Source organism: Marinobacter daqiaonensis, from assembly GCF_900115285.1.
GTDB lineage: Bacteria > Pseudomonadota > Gammaproteobacteria > Pseudomonadales > Oleiphilaceae > Marinobacter > Marinobacter daqiaonensis.
Genome location: NZ_FOYW01000001.1, coordinates 1,995,942 through 2,012,788, shown reverse-complemented (window position 1 = coordinate 2,012,788; position 16,847 = coordinate 1,995,942). Strand labels below are relative to the sequence as shown.

Annotated in this window: 14 protein-coding genes; 9 read left to right on the top strand and 5 right to left on the bottom strand. The window is 61.1% G+C overall.

Annotated features, from left to right (window positions below):
• Positions 1-106 precede the first annotated feature (106 nt).
• The gene (locus BM346_RS09170; RefSeq protein WP_092011199.1) at positions 107-820 is read left to right on the top strand and encodes an HNH endonuclease family protein; all 714 of its coding nucleotides are present in this window, start codon (positions 107-109) and stop codon (positions 818-820) included.
• Here BM346_RS09170 and BM346_RS09165 read toward each other — a convergent pair.
• Positions 790-2,103, bottom strand: a complete 1,314-nt coding sequence (locus BM346_RS09165) for a cation:proton antiporter (protein ID WP_092011197.1) — start codon at positions 2,101-2,103, stop codon at positions 790-792. The two genes, BM346_RS09170 and BM346_RS09165, sit on opposite strands and share 31 nt — an antisense overlap.
• 235 nt (positions 2,104-2,338) lie before the next feature.
• Between BM346_RS09165 and BM346_RS09160 the strand changes: the two genes are divergently transcribed.
• From BM346_RS09160 to BM346_RS09140, 4 genes are all read left to right on the top strand, one after another.
• Positions 2,339-3,040 (top strand): aspartate/glutamate racemase family protein, encoded by a 702-nt coding sequence (locus BM346_RS09160; protein ID WP_092011194.1) that lies wholly within the window; start codon positions 2,339-2,341, stop codon positions 3,038-3,040.
• 478 nt (positions 3,041-3,518) lie between these two features.
• Positions 3,519-4,352: a DUF6544 family protein gene (locus BM346_RS09150; RefSeq protein WP_092011189.1), complete on the top strand. Its 834-nt coding sequence runs from the start codon at positions 3,519-3,521 to the stop codon at positions 4,350-4,352.
• 272 nt (positions 4,353-4,624) lie between these two features.
• The gene (locus BM346_RS09145; protein WP_092011186.1) at positions 4,625-5,068 is read left to right on the top strand and encodes a protein tyrosine phosphatase family protein; all 444 of its coding nucleotides are present in this window, start codon (positions 4,625-4,627) and stop codon (positions 5,066-5,068) included.
• A gap of 67 nt (positions 5,069-5,135) precedes the next feature.
• Positions 5,136-6,452 (top strand): cation:proton antiporter, encoded by a 1,317-nt coding sequence (locus tag BM346_RS09140; protein ID WP_227662838.1) that lies wholly within the window; start codon positions 5,136-5,138, stop codon positions 6,450-6,452.
• A 185-nt stretch (positions 6,453-6,637) separates the two neighbouring features.
• On the opposite strand, the gene BM346_RS09135 is transcribed toward BM346_RS09140, so the two are convergent.
• Together BM346_RS09135 and BM346_RS09130 are read right to left on the bottom strand one after the other, a co-directional pair.
• Entirely contained in the window at positions 6,638-7,873 is a 1,236-nt protein-coding gene (locus tag BM346_RS09135) for a hypothetical protein (RefSeq protein WP_092011182.1), read from the bottom strand.
• A gap of 13 nt (positions 7,874-7,886) precedes the next feature.
• On the bottom strand, positions 7,887-8,300 hold the full coding sequence (locus BM346_RS09130; RefSeq protein ID WP_092011180.1) for a TonB-dependent receptor: 414 nt from the start codon (positions 8,298-8,300) through the stop codon (positions 7,887-7,889).
• A 310-nt stretch (positions 8,301-8,610) separates the two neighbouring features.
• Between BM346_RS09130 and BM346_RS09125 the strand changes: the two genes are divergently transcribed.
• Entirely contained in the window at positions 8,611-10,959 is a 2,349-nt protein-coding gene (locus BM346_RS09125; protein WP_092011177.1) for an ATP-binding protein, read from the top strand.
• Positions 10,956-11,579, top strand: coding sequence for a response regulator (locus BM346_RS09120; RefSeq protein ID WP_092011174.1), 624 nt, complete (start codon positions 10,956-10,958; stop codon positions 11,577-11,579). Before BM346_RS09125 ends, BM346_RS09120 begins: the two co-directional genes overlap by 4 nt.
• Before the next feature lie 30 nt (positions 11,580-11,609).
• Here BM346_RS09120 and BM346_RS09115 read toward each other — a convergent pair whose 3' ends face one another.
• Together BM346_RS09115 and BM346_RS09110 are read right to left on the bottom strand one after the other, a co-directional pair.
• Complete coding sequence (locus BM346_RS09115) at positions 11,610-14,060, bottom strand: YbcC family protein (protein ID WP_092011171.1); 2,451 nt, start codon at positions 14,058-14,060, stop codon at positions 11,610-11,612.
• Positions 14,029-15,639 (bottom strand): NADH-quinone oxidoreductase subunit L, encoded by a 1,611-nt coding sequence (locus tag BM346_RS09110; protein ID WP_092011168.1) that lies wholly within the window; start codon positions 15,637-15,639, stop codon positions 14,029-14,031. The genes BM346_RS09115 and BM346_RS09110 overlap by 32 nt, the downstream gene beginning before the upstream one ends.
• A 103-nt stretch (positions 15,640-15,742) precedes the next feature.
• Between BM346_RS09110 and BM346_RS09105 the strand changes: the two genes are divergently transcribed.
• Entirely contained in the window at positions 15,743-16,627 is an 885-nt protein-coding gene (locus BM346_RS09105) for a LysR family transcriptional regulator (RefSeq protein WP_092011165.1), read from the top strand.
• A gap of 15 nt (positions 16,628-16,642) precedes the next feature.
• A complete protein-coding gene (locus BM346_RS18085) occupies positions 16,643-16,819 on the top strand; it encodes a hypothetical protein (RefSeq protein WP_175510254.1) in 177 nt (58 codons plus the stop codon).
• Positions 16,820-16,847: the final 28 nt, after the last annotated feature.

Here is a 16,847-nt window from a genome sequence, read left to right as displayed (position 1 = left end):
GATCCAATACCTCAGTGTCATCTCGGGGCAAAAAATCGGCAACTCGGGTACAATTTGACCAGGAGAGGGAGGCAATGAAGTAGCCCTCGTTTTACCTGGAGTTTTCATGGTTTCAGTGTGCTGTCGAAACCTGGCCGTGCTGGTCCTGTTGCTGGGCTTCAGCCTGGCCCATGCGGTCAATCCACCCGTCAAGCAGTCCTCTTCCGGTATCTGTCACCCGCCGGTAAGTTCCTACTATGAGCGGACCGGAAATTTCACGCCCTTCCAGGACCTGGAGAGCTGCCTGAGTGCTGGTGGCCGTCTGCCCAAGGGCCTTACCCTGAGCCGCGCCGACCCCAGCGTGGAATACCAGCGCTCCGAGTTCGGCCACGGCTGGTCCGATGAGGACGGCGACTGCCAGGACAGCCGGGCCGAAGCCCTGATCCAGAGCTCCAGCACCACCGTCCGCTTCGCCGACGCCAGCCGCTGCCGCGTGGTCACCGGTCGCTGGATCTCCCCCTTCACCGGCAACGTTATCCAGAACGCCGGTGACATCGACATCGACCACGTCGTCCCCCTGGCCTGGGCCTGGGAACGGGGCGCCAACACCTGGCCCCGGGTGGAGCGGGAGCGCTTCGCCAACGATCCGGTCAACCTCTGGCCGGTGGAGGCCCACCTGAACCGAAGCAAGGGAGCACGAGGCCCCGATGAGTGGATGCCGCCAGCGGGCCGATGCCAGTATGTCGCGCGGTTTGTGAGGATAGTCAAGAGCTACGGTCTCCAGCCCGATGCCACGGAGGCCGCGAGGTTTCAGCAGTTGCTGGATGGTTGCCGGGGATGAGGGGGGATCCGCCGCTCCCTGAACTTCATAACGGGACTGGCTGCTACGCCATGCACAAAAACAGACAGAACGACGGCAAAGGCACAGGTCGACCACAGCAGTTCCGCTTCCATAAATTCTCCCTCATGAAGCCCATAGGCCAGGTAGAACAGGCAGCCGATACCGCGGATACCGAAAAAGCTGGCGATGGCGCGATCCCGGAGGGGCAGCCATGTCGATCCGAACATGCTGATCATTCCGGCCAGGGGTCGCAAAACGAAGACCAGCAGTATCCCGAGCAGGGCGGCCTCCCAGGTGAGGGAGGCAAGCAGTCCGCCGGCGATGGCGGCACCCAGCGCGATCAGTATGCCCAGCATCAGCAGCTGCTCCGACTGCTCAGCAAAGGTGTGCAATGACTTGTGGGCCTGGTGCGTCTGCTCGTAGTGTTTGATGGTCATCGCGCCAATGAAGACCGCCAGAAAGCCGTAACCTCCAAGCACTTCGGTGATGCCATAGAGCAGCAGGGTGCCGGCCAGGGCCCCGACCCCGGCTTTCATTCTCTGGGGCTCTGTTTCGATGGGCAGTCGAAGCAGGATCCTTGCAAGCAGCCAGCCAAGGGCCAGCCCGGCGACGAGAGCCATCGCGAGTTTGTACACCACGTCGATCAACAGCCATTCGCCAATCCAGTTCGACGGAGCCGTTCCCTCCGCTACCATAAGCAGGGCAAGGTAGGTGAACGGAAATGCCAGCGAGTCGTTCAGTCCCGCCTCAGACGTCAGGGTGAACCGCAGCTCGTCCTCTTTTTTCTTGGGGTGGATATCCTCTTCGTTCGAACCCTCTGGCTCGCCAACCTGAACGTCCGCGGCCAAGACCGGGTCCGTCGGGGCGAGAGCGGCGCCAAGTAACACGGCGGCCGCCGGAGTCAGGCCAATCATCCACCATCCCAGAAAGGCGACGCCCGCGATGGTCAGCGGCATGCAAATGGCCAGCAGGCGCCATGTGGAACTCCAGGTGCGCAAACTGGGCATCCGGTCTATCTTCAGGCCCACGCCCATCAGCGAAATGATGACACCCAGCTCTGTCAGGTGAACCGCTAACGCACCGTGTTCGTGAGGGTCGGGGGGCTTCAGGCCCAGAGGAAGGGCAAAGGCAAGGTACCCCAGGGCGAGCGCGACAATGGGAAAGGAGAACGGGTAGTCGCTGAAGTGGTGGAGCAGCACCGCAAGTGCAAGCACTCCCAGGCCTATCACCACGAGAGTGAGGTTGTAATCAGCAAAAATTTCCAACGTTGCCGTCAATTCCATTTCAGCCTATCGTCCCTGATAAATGTGATTCCCGAGCACCTGCATTTGCACGTTAGGTCAGATATCACCCCCGCGCCATCGTGATCCTCGAAAAAGGAATCACCAGCCGAGCAGGATACGAAACCTTAATGAAGCGGTAACGACAGGCACGGAAGCGGGGGCGGAATTTACCCGGGCTGTTAGAGCTCCGGAACAGGCCGGAAATTGAACCGAAACCCTTACAGGGAGTGAGTGGATGAAAACCATAGGCTTGATCGGCGGGATGAGCTGGGAGTCGACCCAGACCTACTACCGCCTGATAAACGAGAAAGTCCGGGATCGGTTGGGCGGGCTTCACTCCGCCAGGCTGGTTCTGTACAGCGTGGATTTTGCTGATATTGAACGACTTCAGCACCAGGGGGACTGGGAAGCCACCGCGGAGATCCTGTCATCCGCCGCCCGATCAGTTGAGGCCGCCGGTGCCGAGTTCCTGGTGCTCTGCACCAACACCATGCACAAGGTTGCGCCCGAAATTGAAAAGGCCGTGACGGTGCCCCTGCTCCATATTGCCGATGCCACCGCCCAGGTGCTGCGGCAGGACGACGTCACCTGTGTCGGATTGCTTGGCACCCGGTTCACCATGGAGCAGGACTTCTACCGGAAGCGGCTGGAGGTTCAGGGGATTGAGGTCCGGCTGCCAGATGAAGCCCAGCGGGAACTTGTTCATACGGTGATATACGAAGAATTGTGCCAGGGTGTGATTAAGCCGGTCTCCAGGAACGCCTATCTGGATGTAGTGTCCTCTCTGGCAGAGAGTGGGGCGCAGGCGGTCATTCTGGGGTGCACTGAAATCGGGCTTCTCATTCAGGAAACCGATACCGATGTGGCGCTTTATGATACGACCCGGATTCATGCGGATCAGGCCGTGAGCGTTGCCCTGAGCAAAACCACAAAATGATATCTGGGCCTGTTGATTCATATCAATAGCAGGGGCCGGCGACAGGGAACATACTTTGTGCCTCGCCCATGGATATGTGAGGCTGCCATGACCTATTCCGATACCGTCAGTGAAATCTGGCGTCACCATGACCTCGGTATTCAGCCGCAGGACTATGGCGGCCTGATACGTTACGCAACCCTTGCGGCTTCCAGTCACAATACCCAGCCCTGGATATTCAGGGCAGAACCGGGGCGGATCTGGATTCTTCCTGACCTTTCAAGACGCTGTCCCGCCGTCGACCCGGGTTGCCGCCCGGATCTGATTGTGCGAATTGGTCGCGGACCCGAGATGCCACGGTCCCTGAGACGGCCAGTAGAGGAGGTCCTCCGATGGGTATAGCGCTGCCGGGTGTGCCTGACGCCGAATACCGGGTAAAGGGGCGTATGAGCGTTGGCCTCAGGCTGAAGAGTCCCTTGTCCGATAGTGCAGACTGATCATGTGGCTGACGTTTACGGTGCTCTTGCTCGTTCTGGTGGTGCTGGCGCTAGCGGCCAGGCGGCAGCTGGACCACCGGGCTGACCGTGACGCCATGGAAGCGCTTGCATCGTTGCAACCCGGACAACCTGCAAGGTTTTCACCTGACATTGTTGCCGGCCTGCCGGAACCGGCCCGGCGCTATTTCCTTTACACCATTGAACCTGGGGCCCCGCTCTACACAATAGCCAGAATAACAATGACCGGCCGTTTTGGTCTGGGAACCAGGGCCAGTCCAGGCTATCTGGATTTTTCGGCGATCCAGGCGCTGGCCATGCCAGAGGGATTCCTCTGGAAGATGCGCGGGCGACGAGGTGTGCTCAGGCTCTCCGGTTCTGACAGTGAACACTGGACCCGGTTCTGGATGATGGGATTACTGCCGGTCGCCCGGCTTGGAGGGGACGAGGATCATCGGCGGTCGGCGTTTGGCCGCTACGTGGCCGAAGCGTTATTCTGGACCCCCGCCGCGACGCTTCCTGGCCCCGGAATTTCCTGGGAGCAGGTGGGTGCCGACAGCGTACGGCTCACCGTCGTGCACCAGGGTCTGTCACAGTCGGTGGAGCTGACGGTGGCGCCAGACGGGGAGCCAACCCAGGTCCGATTTGAACGATGGAGCAATGCTAACCCGGAAAAACAATACCGCTTGCAGCCATTCGGTGGCTATCTTTCCGGATACCGCTGGTTTTCGGGTTTCCGTTTACCGACCCATGTAGAGGCAGGGAATCATTTTGGTGGTGACCAGTACTTTCCGTTCTTCGTCGCGGAGGTTGCGGCGGTGGAGTTCCCCCGTGATTGACGCCGGTCAGAGCATCATCAGCTTGTGCCGGTGGATTGTCTCGCCCTCCCTGCTGGCGTTCCTGCGGAAACAGCTCGGAATCCCACCTCCACGTGCATGCCCAGAGAGGGCTGCCGGAAGGTGCGCCCCTGTCTTGTGAACCTTTGTGGCTTACCGTTAACGACCGGTTCCTGGCACGCAATGACAGACTCAGTGTATTCTGAAACTGAACGGTTTACGGGCGCGGGCTTCGCTCGTGGCCGGAGCAGTTCTAACTCAGGCCAGGATTGCCGATGGAAATACTCAACGAATTCAAGATCACTCCGGGCATCTGCACCTCGGGCCAGCCCACGGAGGAACAGCTGAAACAGATCGCGGCGAGGGGCTACCAGTGCGTGATCAACCTGGCAATGCCGAACCACGAGCAGTCGATCGACCGGGAAGGGAGTATCGTCACCTCCCTGGGTATGACCTACGTCCATCTGCCCGTACCCTTTGATGCACCAGCCAAGGCGCATCTGGATGAGTTCTCGGAGCTCATGGACGCGTTTTCTGACCGGAAGGTCTGGGTCCACTGCATCGTCAACGCCCGGGTGTCCGCATTTCTTTTTTGCTACCTTCAAACCCACAGGGGCATGGGGCCCGGGGAGGCGGCCACGCCCCTTCTCAAGGCGTGGCTGCCCGATATGAACAAGGCCTGGAAATCGATTCTCGGCCACGCTCCGGCCCAGCTGTAACTCAGCGCATTAAACCGCAAACCTGGGTTGCGGTAGGTGTTTGTGCTCCATATCCCGCAACGGGGGAATGCCTTTGAACACCGCCGCCTGGTTTGTATTGATCGGAACACTGTTGATCATGATGGGATTGCGCTCTCCCATCCTCCAGCGGTTACACCTGACGCCCTCCATTGTCTATCTTGCCGTCGGGGTAGCCCTTGGCCCAACGGTATTCGGGGCCTTTCATTTTAATCCGCTGGAACAGGCTCACCTGCTGGAAATTCTTGCGGAGGTCGCGGTTCTGGTGTCACTGTTTATTGCCGGCATGAAAATGCCGGTTCCTGTGAGGTGGCGCGAGTGGCGGGCTCCGGTGCGGCTCGCATTCGTCTCCATGACAATCAGTGTCGCCCTGACCGCTGCTTTCGGGTATTTCGTGCTCTCACTCCCCCTGGGTGCGGCGATCCTGCTTGGAGGTATCCTGGCACCCACCGATCCGGTGCTGGCCACGGATGTTCAGGTTCGGCACATGGGGGACAAAGACGCTTTGCGGTTCACCCTGACCAGCGAAGCGGGTATGAATGATGGCAGTGCCTTTCCGTTTATCATGCTGGGCCTTGCAATGCTGAGCGCTCCGGTAAGTTATGAATTGATTGGCTCGTGGGTGATGAAGGACGTCCTCTGGTCGACGGTATCGGCCCTCCTGATCGGATTCGTGATGGGCCGCCTGCTGGCCCATATTGTTCGGAAGCAGCGTTTGCTCGGTGGCGAAAGCCCATTGCTGGATGATTTTCTTGGTCTGGGCCTGATCGGCCTGGTGTACGGTGCCTGCCTGTTGGTGGAAGCCTGGGGCTTCCTGGCGGTTTTCGCAGCAGCCATTTCACTGCGTCAGGCAGAGCTCAAGCTGGCGGCTATTGGTCCACTCACCAGGGATACCGGATCCGCCCCGGAGGTTCAGCCCGACAGAGCGATGCCACAGCACGGTACTCACGTATCGGAAGGCTCTCTGTTATTCAAGGAACCCCTGGAGCGACTGTCCGAGCTTGTGCTGGTTTTGCTGCTGGGCGGGATGTTGTTTCTTGACTCATGGAGCGTGAGAGCCGTCGGCATGGCACTGTTTCTTTTCATGGTGGTCCGGCCGGCGAGTGTCCTCCTCGGTCTGCTGGGCTCCGGCACTCCCCTCCGGTTGCAGTTGCTGGTCGGGTGGTTCGGTGTGCGGGGGATCGGTTCGATCTATTACCTCATGTTCGCCATTGTCTTTGGCCTGCCGGAAGACATGGCCGTGGAGTTCATCCACATCACCCTGGTTGTCATCGTGCTTTCAATCATTATCCACGGGCTGAGCGTCAAGCCCGTGATGCTGAAATGGTGGCCGGACACGCCACCACGCGGTGACCAGTTGAAATGAATCGCAGTTGTGCCCGGGATGAGCGTTCGCTCGTCCCGGGCGTTGGGGGTGGAGTACAGGCCTTTCAGTTACTGAAGCGGCCGACGATGCCCTGCAGACGTCTGGCCATCCAATCCGGTTTGGAGGTCGCGGCAGCGGCTTCCTGACTGAAAGTGGATTGATCCCGCCGTCGGTTAATCCCATCGTCAGTTCTGCTGGAACTGGCCCTGGCTTTTCTGGAGTTGCCGCATCATCTCTTCGGCCTGCTTCTGCATGGCCTCAATCATGGCGGGATTGCTGTACATCTGTTGCAGTTGGAGCGCCTGCGCCTCATAGCTGGCGGCCATGGAGGATGCCTGCGACCCGAGCTGGCGTTCCCCAAGTATAGTGGCTTCCTCCTGTTTCCCGTCGTTGCCGGAGATCCGGTAAAACTCGGCAGCCAGGGTGAATCGATTGTCGGCAAGGTTCGCGTCACCCAGCTGTTCAGCGCGTTTTTCCACCGTGGCCACCCGGTCAGCGGCATCGGCCCGCAGGTAGAACTCAATGGCCCGATCAAGCAGGGCAGGGGTATCGGCATAAGCCTCAAGCAGACGATCACCACGGGCCACCGCGCGTTCGTTGAGCCGGTGGACCAGGGCCTTGTGGACAGCCGGATCCGGCGCTGCCCGCAGAGACCACTGGCGAGCAATCTCCAGGAGTGAAAGACTGCGGTCCATAAGATCCTCCGGCCATTTGCGGATGAACGTCTGCTCCGCCATCTGCGCCTGCTGGATCGCGACGATATCCGTCGGGTTCTCCGGCCGCCGGCCCTCCAGCGCAGCGAAGCCCCGGAGCCAGTTCTCATCGAAGGCCCGGTCCTCGGCAAGAAGCGCGTTCTCGAAGCTCTGCCGGGGCATTGCCATTACCCTGTCGTAAATGGACCGGTCCAGGGTATAGCCGCCCACGGCCTGGAGCCGTGCCCGGTTGTTGGTCAAAAAGGAGGGCAGCGTCCGGTCGATGAAATGCTGGCGGATCCTGTCGAACAGGCCGATATCATCCGGGTTTGCGCGGGCGGCCGCGAACAGGACACGGTCGGCGTCGCTGAAGTGGCCGCCGGTCTCGTACCAGTCGAACGCACCCCACACCGCTACCTTGCCGTTGTCGTCAACGGACAGTAGCCTGCCCTTCTGTTCCAGGGACCGGCCCAGATCCCTGGCCAGGGGCGCCGCCATCTGGGCCGCCTCCAGTTCAACGGGATTACTTCCTCCACAGACATACCCCTGGGCCTGGCGGTAGGCGACGACGGCTTCTGTGGTCCTGCCCGACCTCTCCAGGGCCTGGGCGTGGTTCCAGTGCTGCCGGGCTTCGGCCTGGGTTATGCCACCAACGCAGTCCGCTGAAACCCAGGGTGTGATGGCAAGGGCGATGCAAAAGGCAGCAGGCCGTAGTGATTGCTTGAACATGACGATTTTTCCATTATCGGATTTCATGGATTGCGTTGTGCGGGTGGGGCTGTCTGCCGCTCATCAGGACCATGACCAGCATCAGGACCGCCCCGGTGAGCACGGCAAAGGACGCCAGTCCAAGGACAGGCCCGACCTGGGGTTCCGGCACGTGTCCGCCGTAGAACAGGAACAGGCCCGCGAACATGACCAGTGAACCGGTCTGGTGGGCATAGAACTGGACCAACGCCAGGCGGTGGTTGGCATTGGCCAGCCAGAGCTTGTGGATGATGGCGTAGATCAGGGAGACAGCGAAGCCGACAAGCAGTATGTGAGCGTGGGTCACATGCTGGGCTACGTTGGCTGTCTTGGCCATAACGATGCCCAGCCCCATGCCCGCCAGGGCATAGATCAGGCCACAGATCAGGTATTGGCGATCAAAAGTCATTTTTGGTTCCCTCCATGAGCTATAGGGTGGTGAGGCGGTGGGGGTGGTTCGGGCCCGGTCGATTCCCGGTGCCGCTGGTGGCGGCTCGGGTATACGCCAGGCTCCGTTATCCTATGGGGTGGGATGGGTATCGGGTATCCCCGGGCGCTACCCCGGGAGAGTGATTTTCCGGGGTATTTGCGCTTAAATAGACCTGTACATTTTGTGGGCGGGGTCCGTACCGGGTCTGACCGGCGCCACGGACTTGTGATAGCAGCCAGTCCCCCGGGGGGCACCAACGGCTGACGGCGTATCTGTTTGGAGTCTTGAGGTGGGTCTTCGAACCTTTTGCTGGCGTCGTCCGAGCTATGCCCCCGGCAAGCTGCTGCTCCTGGTCGGTATCCTCGGCATTTGTACCATCGCTCTGCTTACCCAGTTCCTGCTGTCCACTCCCTGGCTTGGGCTGACATTCAGGGGTGACCTCGAAACGGGGCTGGTGGTGGTCAGCGAGGTGGCGCCTTCAGGGCCTGCCGCGGGCCAGGTCGAACCCGGTGACCGCATCCAGGGAATCCGGTTCGGGAATGGCACGTACCTGCCTCTGAGGTCCGCCCTGGTTCTGCCGGAAGGTGCCTACGGTCTGCCGGACCGGGATCAGTTCCAGTCATTCTTCACGGATGAAGCCGAGCTCTACCGCGGGCTCACCGCGGGAACGGTCACCCTCGAACTGCTCGCAGGGGAGACGGTAGCCCTGAAGCCTTCCATGCGGCCAGTGGCTTCAGTGCCTCTGCCCTACTGGATTGCCATGCTTTGTGGCTTGTCTGCCCTGCTGGTAGGCGTGGGCGTATGGGCCTATCGTCGCCAGTCAGAGGCCTGCCGGCACTTCGCCATCAACGGAGCGGGGATGTTCGTGGCGGCCTGCGCCGCAACCCCTATCAATCACCGGGAGCTGACGCTCCGGCCCCAGCTTCTTGAAAGCCTGACCCATGCCAACCTGTTTGGCGTCACCATCGCCTGTTTTGCCTTCGTGGCCCTTATCTGGTCCTATCCCGTCCAGCTGGGAAGGGCGCCGGTGGCGAAGATGTTGTACCTTGCCGCCGCCATGATAACGGCGGTGTCGGTGCTGGAACTGTCCCCGTCGCCACTGCTGCTCTTCCAGCTGCCGATTGTACTGTCCATGCTGGTGCTGTTTCCGCTGTTTGGCGCACTACAGTGGCGTCGTACGTCTGCTGAGCCAGCGGACCGGTCCGCGCTGCTCTGGTTGCTGATGGTGGTGCTGATCACCATCGGTACCGCAATTGTTGCCAACCTGATGCAGGTGGCGCTGGCCCGGGAGGTCTACCTGTCCACATCCGGGGTCTACGCCCTGGTCTTCTGCATGTACGTTGCCCTGGCGTTCGGAGTCGTGCGTTACCGTCTTTTCAATCTGGGCCAGTGGTGGTTCGAGGCCATGATCTGGGCTCTCAGCGGAATGACGGTTCTCGCGCTTGATGCTCTCCTGTTGACACTTAATGCCGGCGCGGGAGCCTCCCTTGGAGCCTCGCTGCTGATTGCCGGCTGGCTGTATTTCCCATTGCGTCAGTACCTGTGGCGAAAAGTGAATCCAGCCGCCGGCCAGGCCATCGAGCGCCACCTTCCTGAACTCATTCAGACCCTCTTCTCGGCCCGCTCGGCGGAAGGACTTCGCGTCAGCTGGCAGAGGCTGCTGACGCGGGTTTTCGAGCCGCTTTCCGTGCGCATGCTGGATGAGAAGTGCCAACGTGCCACCCTTGACCGGGAAGGACTGGTGCTGCTCAGTCCCACTATCGATGGGCGCGGCTGCCTGGAGCTGAGCCATGGCCACAAGGGCAAGCGACTTTTCACCAGCGAGGATCTTCGGCTCGCCGAGGCACTGCTTGCGCTGACCCAACAGGCTGAAGCGCTGCAGCGCGCAGAAGATGGCCGGACCAGGGAGCTGGCCGCGCGGGAGGAGGAAAAGGCGGGTCTTCTGCGGGACCTTCACGATGGCATAGGAAGCCTGGCGACGACGATTGCCATGGTGGCCGACATGACACTTAAGAAAAGCGGTGAGCCGGTTGTCAGGGAACACCTCGAGAGCATCGCGAATCTTGCCCGTGAGACCCTGGGCGAAGTCAGGGCGATCATGCAGGCCCTGGACGACGACATTGACTGGGTAACCCTCGGAGCCCAGTTCCGGGTGCTGGGACGCTCCCTGGCGGAGGCGGGCGGACTCGATTTCGAGATGACGGTTGCCCTGGATGAAGAAACACCCGTGCCCGACAGCGTGATATTGCTGAACGTATCCCGTGTTTACAAGGAGTGCCTGACCAATGCCCTCAAGCATGCCCGGGCGAGCCGGATCAGGGTCAGCCTCCATGTCGCACCCCCGGGTCTAAGGCTTGTGGTGGTGGATGATGGCGTCGGGATGCCCTCATCAGCGGCGGCTATCCGGGTCGATGGCACGGGGCGGGGCAGTGGCAACCTGGCGACCAGGGCACGACACCTTGGCGCCCGCCTGGAGATTTCGTCGGAGGCGGGGAAGGGCACCCGGGTGGAATTCTCCCTGCCCCTCGCCGGAAATGACATCGGGACCGGAATCGCCCGGATCGGGGAAGCCGCCGGTGATGCCCTGGCGGTGATGCCCGGCCTTCCCGGCAGTAATGGAAGAGGTGCGGCGGCATGATCAGGATCGCCATTGTGGAAGACAGTACGCCCTTGCGGGAGAACCTTCGCCTGCTGCTGGAGGGCGATCCCGGGTTTGATGTAGTCGCCGCCTGTGGCGACGGCGAGAGCCTGATGCTGGCTCTGGATACCGTGAGGCCGGATCTTCTGCTGTGTGACCTCAACCTTCCGGGCATGTCGGGCCTGACGGTTATTGCCGAGGCAAAGGCGCGGTTGCCGGGCATCGAGATCCTCGCTCACACCATCAATGAAGACCGCGGCCATGTTTTTGGTGCACTCAGGGCTGGCGCCACCGGCTATATCCTGAAAGGCACACGCCCGGCTGAACTGATTGACGCCCTGCACACGCTTCGTAATGGCGGAGCGCCAATGACACCCCGGATTGCGCGGGCACTGGTCAGGGAATTCCAGGCCGATGCCCCCACCGGGGAGTTACTCAGCCGCAAGGAGCGTGATGTGCTGATGGCAGTGCAGGAGGGCCTGACCTACAAGGAAACCGCGGTGCGGCTCAATATAAGTCCCCATACCGTGCATAGTCACATCAAGAAAATCTACGAAAAGCTCCAGGCCAGGGATAAGCAGGATGCTCTGGTGAAGGCCAGACGGCAGGGGCTTATCTGAGCCACCCCTGCCGTTGGTCCCCAAGGTTGTCTAGGCGGCACCGCGCACGTCCGACGGACTGAATTGAGGTGACTCGGCCATCTCCCGCCATTGCTGCCGGTAGAGTCGTTCAATACCCTCCTGCTGGTCCCAGCGGAACAGGTAGATCCAGTCGTTATCGATCAGGTGACGAACCGTGTCGTGGCGGGCCACGATGTCGGTAATGGCCTCCCTGGGCGCTGCTATGTACACGCTCAGGCGACGTGGGGTGTGCATCCAGCGTTCGCCATTGTGAAGCGACTGCAGCGGCAGGCCTATGCGCAAGTCACCACCGTTACCTTCGAATACGCCCATGTTACCGTTCACGGCATTGTGGAGGACCTTGTTGCCACTACCGAACTTGAGATTGTCGGTCACCGAGGCGTTGTATTGCATGTTGATCCAGTGGGTAACCACCATCGGCGCGGTCATCACCAGTTCCAGGATGCTGAAGCCCGAGTCCCGCTGCCAGTCGTAATCGTGCAGGAAACTGCGCCCGCCCAGGTCAAGCTCCCGGGTCCAGTTACGGGGCGCCACGATGAAGGCGGCATTGTCGGCCAGCCCCCATTCCGGGCGAACCTGGGACGCGTCGCGGGCCCGCCGCCCGAGCGCTGCATGGAGCGAGTGCTCCTCCAGACCTTCCAGCTCCGGGTCGAGGCGACCGGCGCGCTCTTTCTGGGCCTGGCGGGTTGCTGAGTGTAACCAGTCCTGAAGCTGGCTGTCGGTCTCGTTGTCGAGGCAGGTCACCTCGTCCGTGGTGGTGTTGTGCAGGGCGGCCACGAAAACGGTACCGTCAGGTATGGGCAGACCGTCCCGGTCCAGTTGCCGGCGGATTTCCGGGTCGTTGAGTAACTGTGCCAGTACACGAACATTGATTTCACCGGTCTGGCCCCCGCAGGCGCCGCAGTCCAGCCCCGCGGCATGAAGGTTGTTGCTGCACTGGCTGCCATGCCCGACGAGAAGGATTTTTGGCGCGAAAGTGCCCAGTCCCATTGCGTGAAGGATACCCTTGGCAAGGGCCGCCCTCTCTTCGACACCCAGAGGCTCGCCGTCGCGGCTCAGTTCCCACTCGCGGTGGTGACTGAGGGTATTGACCGGATGGTTCTGCTGCGAGGGAAACAGGCTTTGCTTGAAAAGTTTGAAGGCATACCAGAGGCCTACCGACTCCACCATGGAAAAGGCTGAACTGGCGGACTGTGACCAGTCACGCCAACGCGACTGGCGATTGAGGGCTCCGGGGCGATGGCCTGGAGGGCTCGCTTCCCTTGCCGTGATCTGTGCTTTCAACAGGCCCGGCAATTGGGGCCGCACCAGGGATGTGCCCGCCGGCGCATACTCCAGCGGCAGTCCGAAGAAACCGGCGAAGCCGTAGGTTTCTATCCCCTGATGCTGACTTTCCAGGGCGCGGCGCATGACTTCCGAGCGCACATCGATGCAGAAAATCGCCTGCAGGTCCGGGACTTTTGTTTCTGTCGGTGTGCTCGCGAGCAGTGACCCCTGCAGATGATGCTGATCGCTCAGCTCCAGGGCCTGGGCCCAGACCCAGAGCAACCTCTGGTCATCGAGGTGCGCGTCCAGTTTCTGGTCAAGGCTGTCCTGCTCCTGGCGCCAGCGGCTCGCCAGCTGTTCGAACTGTGAGCGGTCATTCTCCTTCAGGTGACGCCAGATCACCAGTTCCCAGGCCAGCCGGATAGCCAGCAACTGCAGCATGTCAGAATCAGGCTCGCCGGCCAGGTTGGCCTGCCAGCGCCGGTAGGCGACGTAGGAGGCCCAGCCATTGATGTCGAGCAGCAGGGCTTCGGCGTATGCGTCCAGGACGCTCTCATCGATCCCCAGCTCGTCAATTGCGGCGGCGATCAGCTCTTCGGGGTCGGCGGGCAGGCCGGCGAAGACCGAGCGCAGGCCGGGTTCCTTCATCACGATACTGATGCCGTAGTCCTTCTGGACGACATTCAGCCAGTGGCTGTAGAGGGACTCGAGGCTCTCGTCTCCGGCCATTCGCTGGCGTTGCTGATAGTGCATGGCGCAGAACTGACTGATCTGATGGATGATCTCATCGGTCCAGTACATGCGGGTCGGGTCGCGATCCGCATCCAGCAGGTCAGCGATATTGTGCCAGTGGGCCGGTTCATTACCGGTGTCCCGCAGGCCGGAATGGAGTTGCTCAAGGTCAGCGCTCTGTCCCTGCCGCTTCGCGGCCTGCACCAGTGCGGTATCCGTGATCTGTCCTTCCCGGTACAGGCGGCGGTATTGTTGCCGTGGCAGCAGGCAGCGGATGCCGGCCAGGGCACCCCAGCGTGCGGACACTTCCTGGTACGGACGATCCCGCATTTCCCACAGGGGGTTGACCGCGATCATCCTGTCCAGGGGCCAGGCGGGAGCGATTCGCCCCGTCGCCTCAGCCAGGCGGGCGGCGGTCTCCGGCGGGAGCTTAAAGTTTCTGGGGCTGAGCGGCATATTCATGCGTCGGGCTCCTGTTGTCCAACTCGGAAAGGTCAAGGTCACACTGTTTTTGACGAGGATTGACTGGCAGGCGCACCGGCCAGATTCTCAGGGTGGCACGGGTGAACCACTCATCCAGATACAGGCCCGCGTACAGCGCCGTGTACAGATGTTGCGTCCGGGGCCTGCGGAACTGATAACGCAGCAGCCATCCGAGAGCGAACAGGGTGGTGAACATGAGCATCCCCCAGACATCCGCGGGGCCGGAGGCCGGGGCGGCCTGGATGCCGGATGACTCAAGTACAGGAGCCATGGCGGTCTTCAGCAGGCCGTAAACCAGGCTGAGAGTCAGGGCAATCATGCCGAGGCCGGCGAGGGAGGCATGCGCCTCGGTGCTGCGGCGCTGGGCGATCAGCATCGTCAGGGCCAGCGCTAGCAGAAGCCAGGGACTCCAGGCGCCACCGGGGTTGAGCAGGGCGGCGACAACTCCGACGGCGGAGGCCGCGATCACTGCCGCAACGGACCAGTCAACCGATGATGGTACCGCCGCCGGCGCGAGGCGCTGCTGGATATCGTCGTAAACCGCACTGCCGGAGTTGAGGAAGGCATATGCCTTGTAGGCCGAATGGGCGAGCAGGTGCAGCAGGGCCAGCTCGAACAGTCCCAGGGCGCACTCCACCAGCATCAGCCCCATCTGCGCGCAGGTTGACCATGCCAGCCGGACTTTCTGACTGACGCGTGTGGTCATGATCAGGGCGGCCAGCACGGTACTCAGCCCCGCAACGATCAGGATCAGCCACTGGGCCGCGGTCGCCAGCATCAGCAGTGGAGCGAACAGGATCAGCAGAAAGCCCCCGAGGTTGATGACGCCCGCATGCAGCAGGGCGCTGACCGGTGTCGGTGCCTCGACAACCTGGATCAGCCAGCCGTGTACCGGCAACTGGGCGCACTTGATCAGGGCTGCGATGGCAATCAGTCCCGCGGCAACCTGGTCCTGCCAGCTCAGTGTGGCCCCCGGTTGTGAAAAGTGTGCGCGCAGTTCATCAATCAGGAAGGTCTGGTGCTGGAGATGAAGCATGGTGAAGGCTGCCAGCAGGGCCAGCTCGGCGGTTCGCGCAAGGATGAACTTCTTGTGGGCCGCCAGAACGGCGCGAGGCCGTTCAGGGTAATGGGTGAGCAGGCGGTGCAGGCAGAGGCTGATCGTCATCCAACCAAACCAGAACAGCAGCAGATGATTGGCCATGATGGTCAGGGAGACTGAACCCAGTGTCAGCCAGAACCACCGGTAGTAGTGGGGAAGCCGGGGATCTCCAGCCATGTAGTGGCGGGAAAAACGCATGAGCACGAACGCCATTCCGGTCACCAGCGCCAGCATAACCAGGGTGAGGGGCGTCAGGCTGAGAATGTCGAGGTCCGCGGCGCTTTCTGGGTGAGTCAGCATGAGCACCAGCAGAAATGGCAGGGGCAGCCACAGGTACTGGCCCAGCCGTTGTTGCCATTGCGCCAGCCGGCTATGGCTGAGGCCGGAGCTTCCGCTCCATAGACCCGCCAGAAAACACAGGGCCGGGATAGTGAGCATCAGGGTACTGGATAGTGGCATGGGGTGCTGACCTCCTTTTCAAGTTGAGCTCCAGTGTGCTGATGTTTTATAGTTAATAAAAATACATAAATATTAAAAAAACGTTCTATAAAAGTTAACTGAAATGAAGCGACTGAATTACCATCACCTCTATTACTTCTGGCGTGTGGCCGTAACCGGGAACCTGACCCAGGTTGCCGAGGCGCTGCACGTGTCCCAGTCAGCCCTCTCCGCCCAGATCAAGCAGCTCGAGCACACGATGGATGTACAGCTGTTCAGTCGCAGCGGCCGAAAGCTGGTGCTGACCGACACCGGCAGACGCACCCTGGCCTTTGCGGAGGAGATATTTTCAACGGGGGAGGAGCTGGAGACGTTTTTGCTGAAGGGCGCCGATCGTCGCGTCCAGCACCTGTCCATCGGTGTCCAGACCAACCTGTCCCGTAATTTCGTCGAGGGATTTGTGAGCCCGCTGCTGAAGAATCCGGACGTCCGCTTTTCCCTGAAGGCGCGGGGCATGTCCAGTCTGCTGGAGGGCCTGTCCAGTCATGAGTTCGATCTGGTACTGACCAACCGGGCGGTGACGGCTGAAGCGCAGGAAGCCCCGTGGCAGAACCAGCTGGTCGCCCGCCAGCCGGTTGCCATTGTCGGGCCAACGGGACGACGGCCAGAACGGCCGTTCCCGGAGGGCTACGAGAACGCCGAATGGGTGCTGCCCGATAAAAACACCGAAATCCGTTCCGCGTTCGAATCGCTTTGTGCCATTCATCAGTACCGGCCCCGTATCAAGGCCGAGGCCGATGACATGGCGATGCTGCGGCTTCTGGCCCGGGACAGCGACGGTTTCGCGGTGCTGCCGCCGGTGGTGGTAAAGGATGAGATCAATCAGGGCAGGCTGGAGGAATATCAGCTTCTTCCCCAGGTTTTCGAGAATTTCTATGCCATCTCGATACGCAAGTCCTTTTTCCCGGAGGCCCTGTCGGAGTTACTGCAGCGCAACCGTATGCCCTGAAGGCCTGGAACACTAGTGTCCCGTTTGGTTAATTCGCTGATCCACTGCTTGCCACTGGCGCCTCTGGCCAAGGCGCCAGTCCGAAGGTGTGGTGGTTCCCAGGTTTTCGAGAATTTCTATGCCATCTCGATACGCAAGTCCTTTTTCCCGGAGGCCCTGTCGGAGTTACTGCAGCGCAACCGTATGCCCTGAAGGCCTGGAACACTAGTGTCCCGTTTGG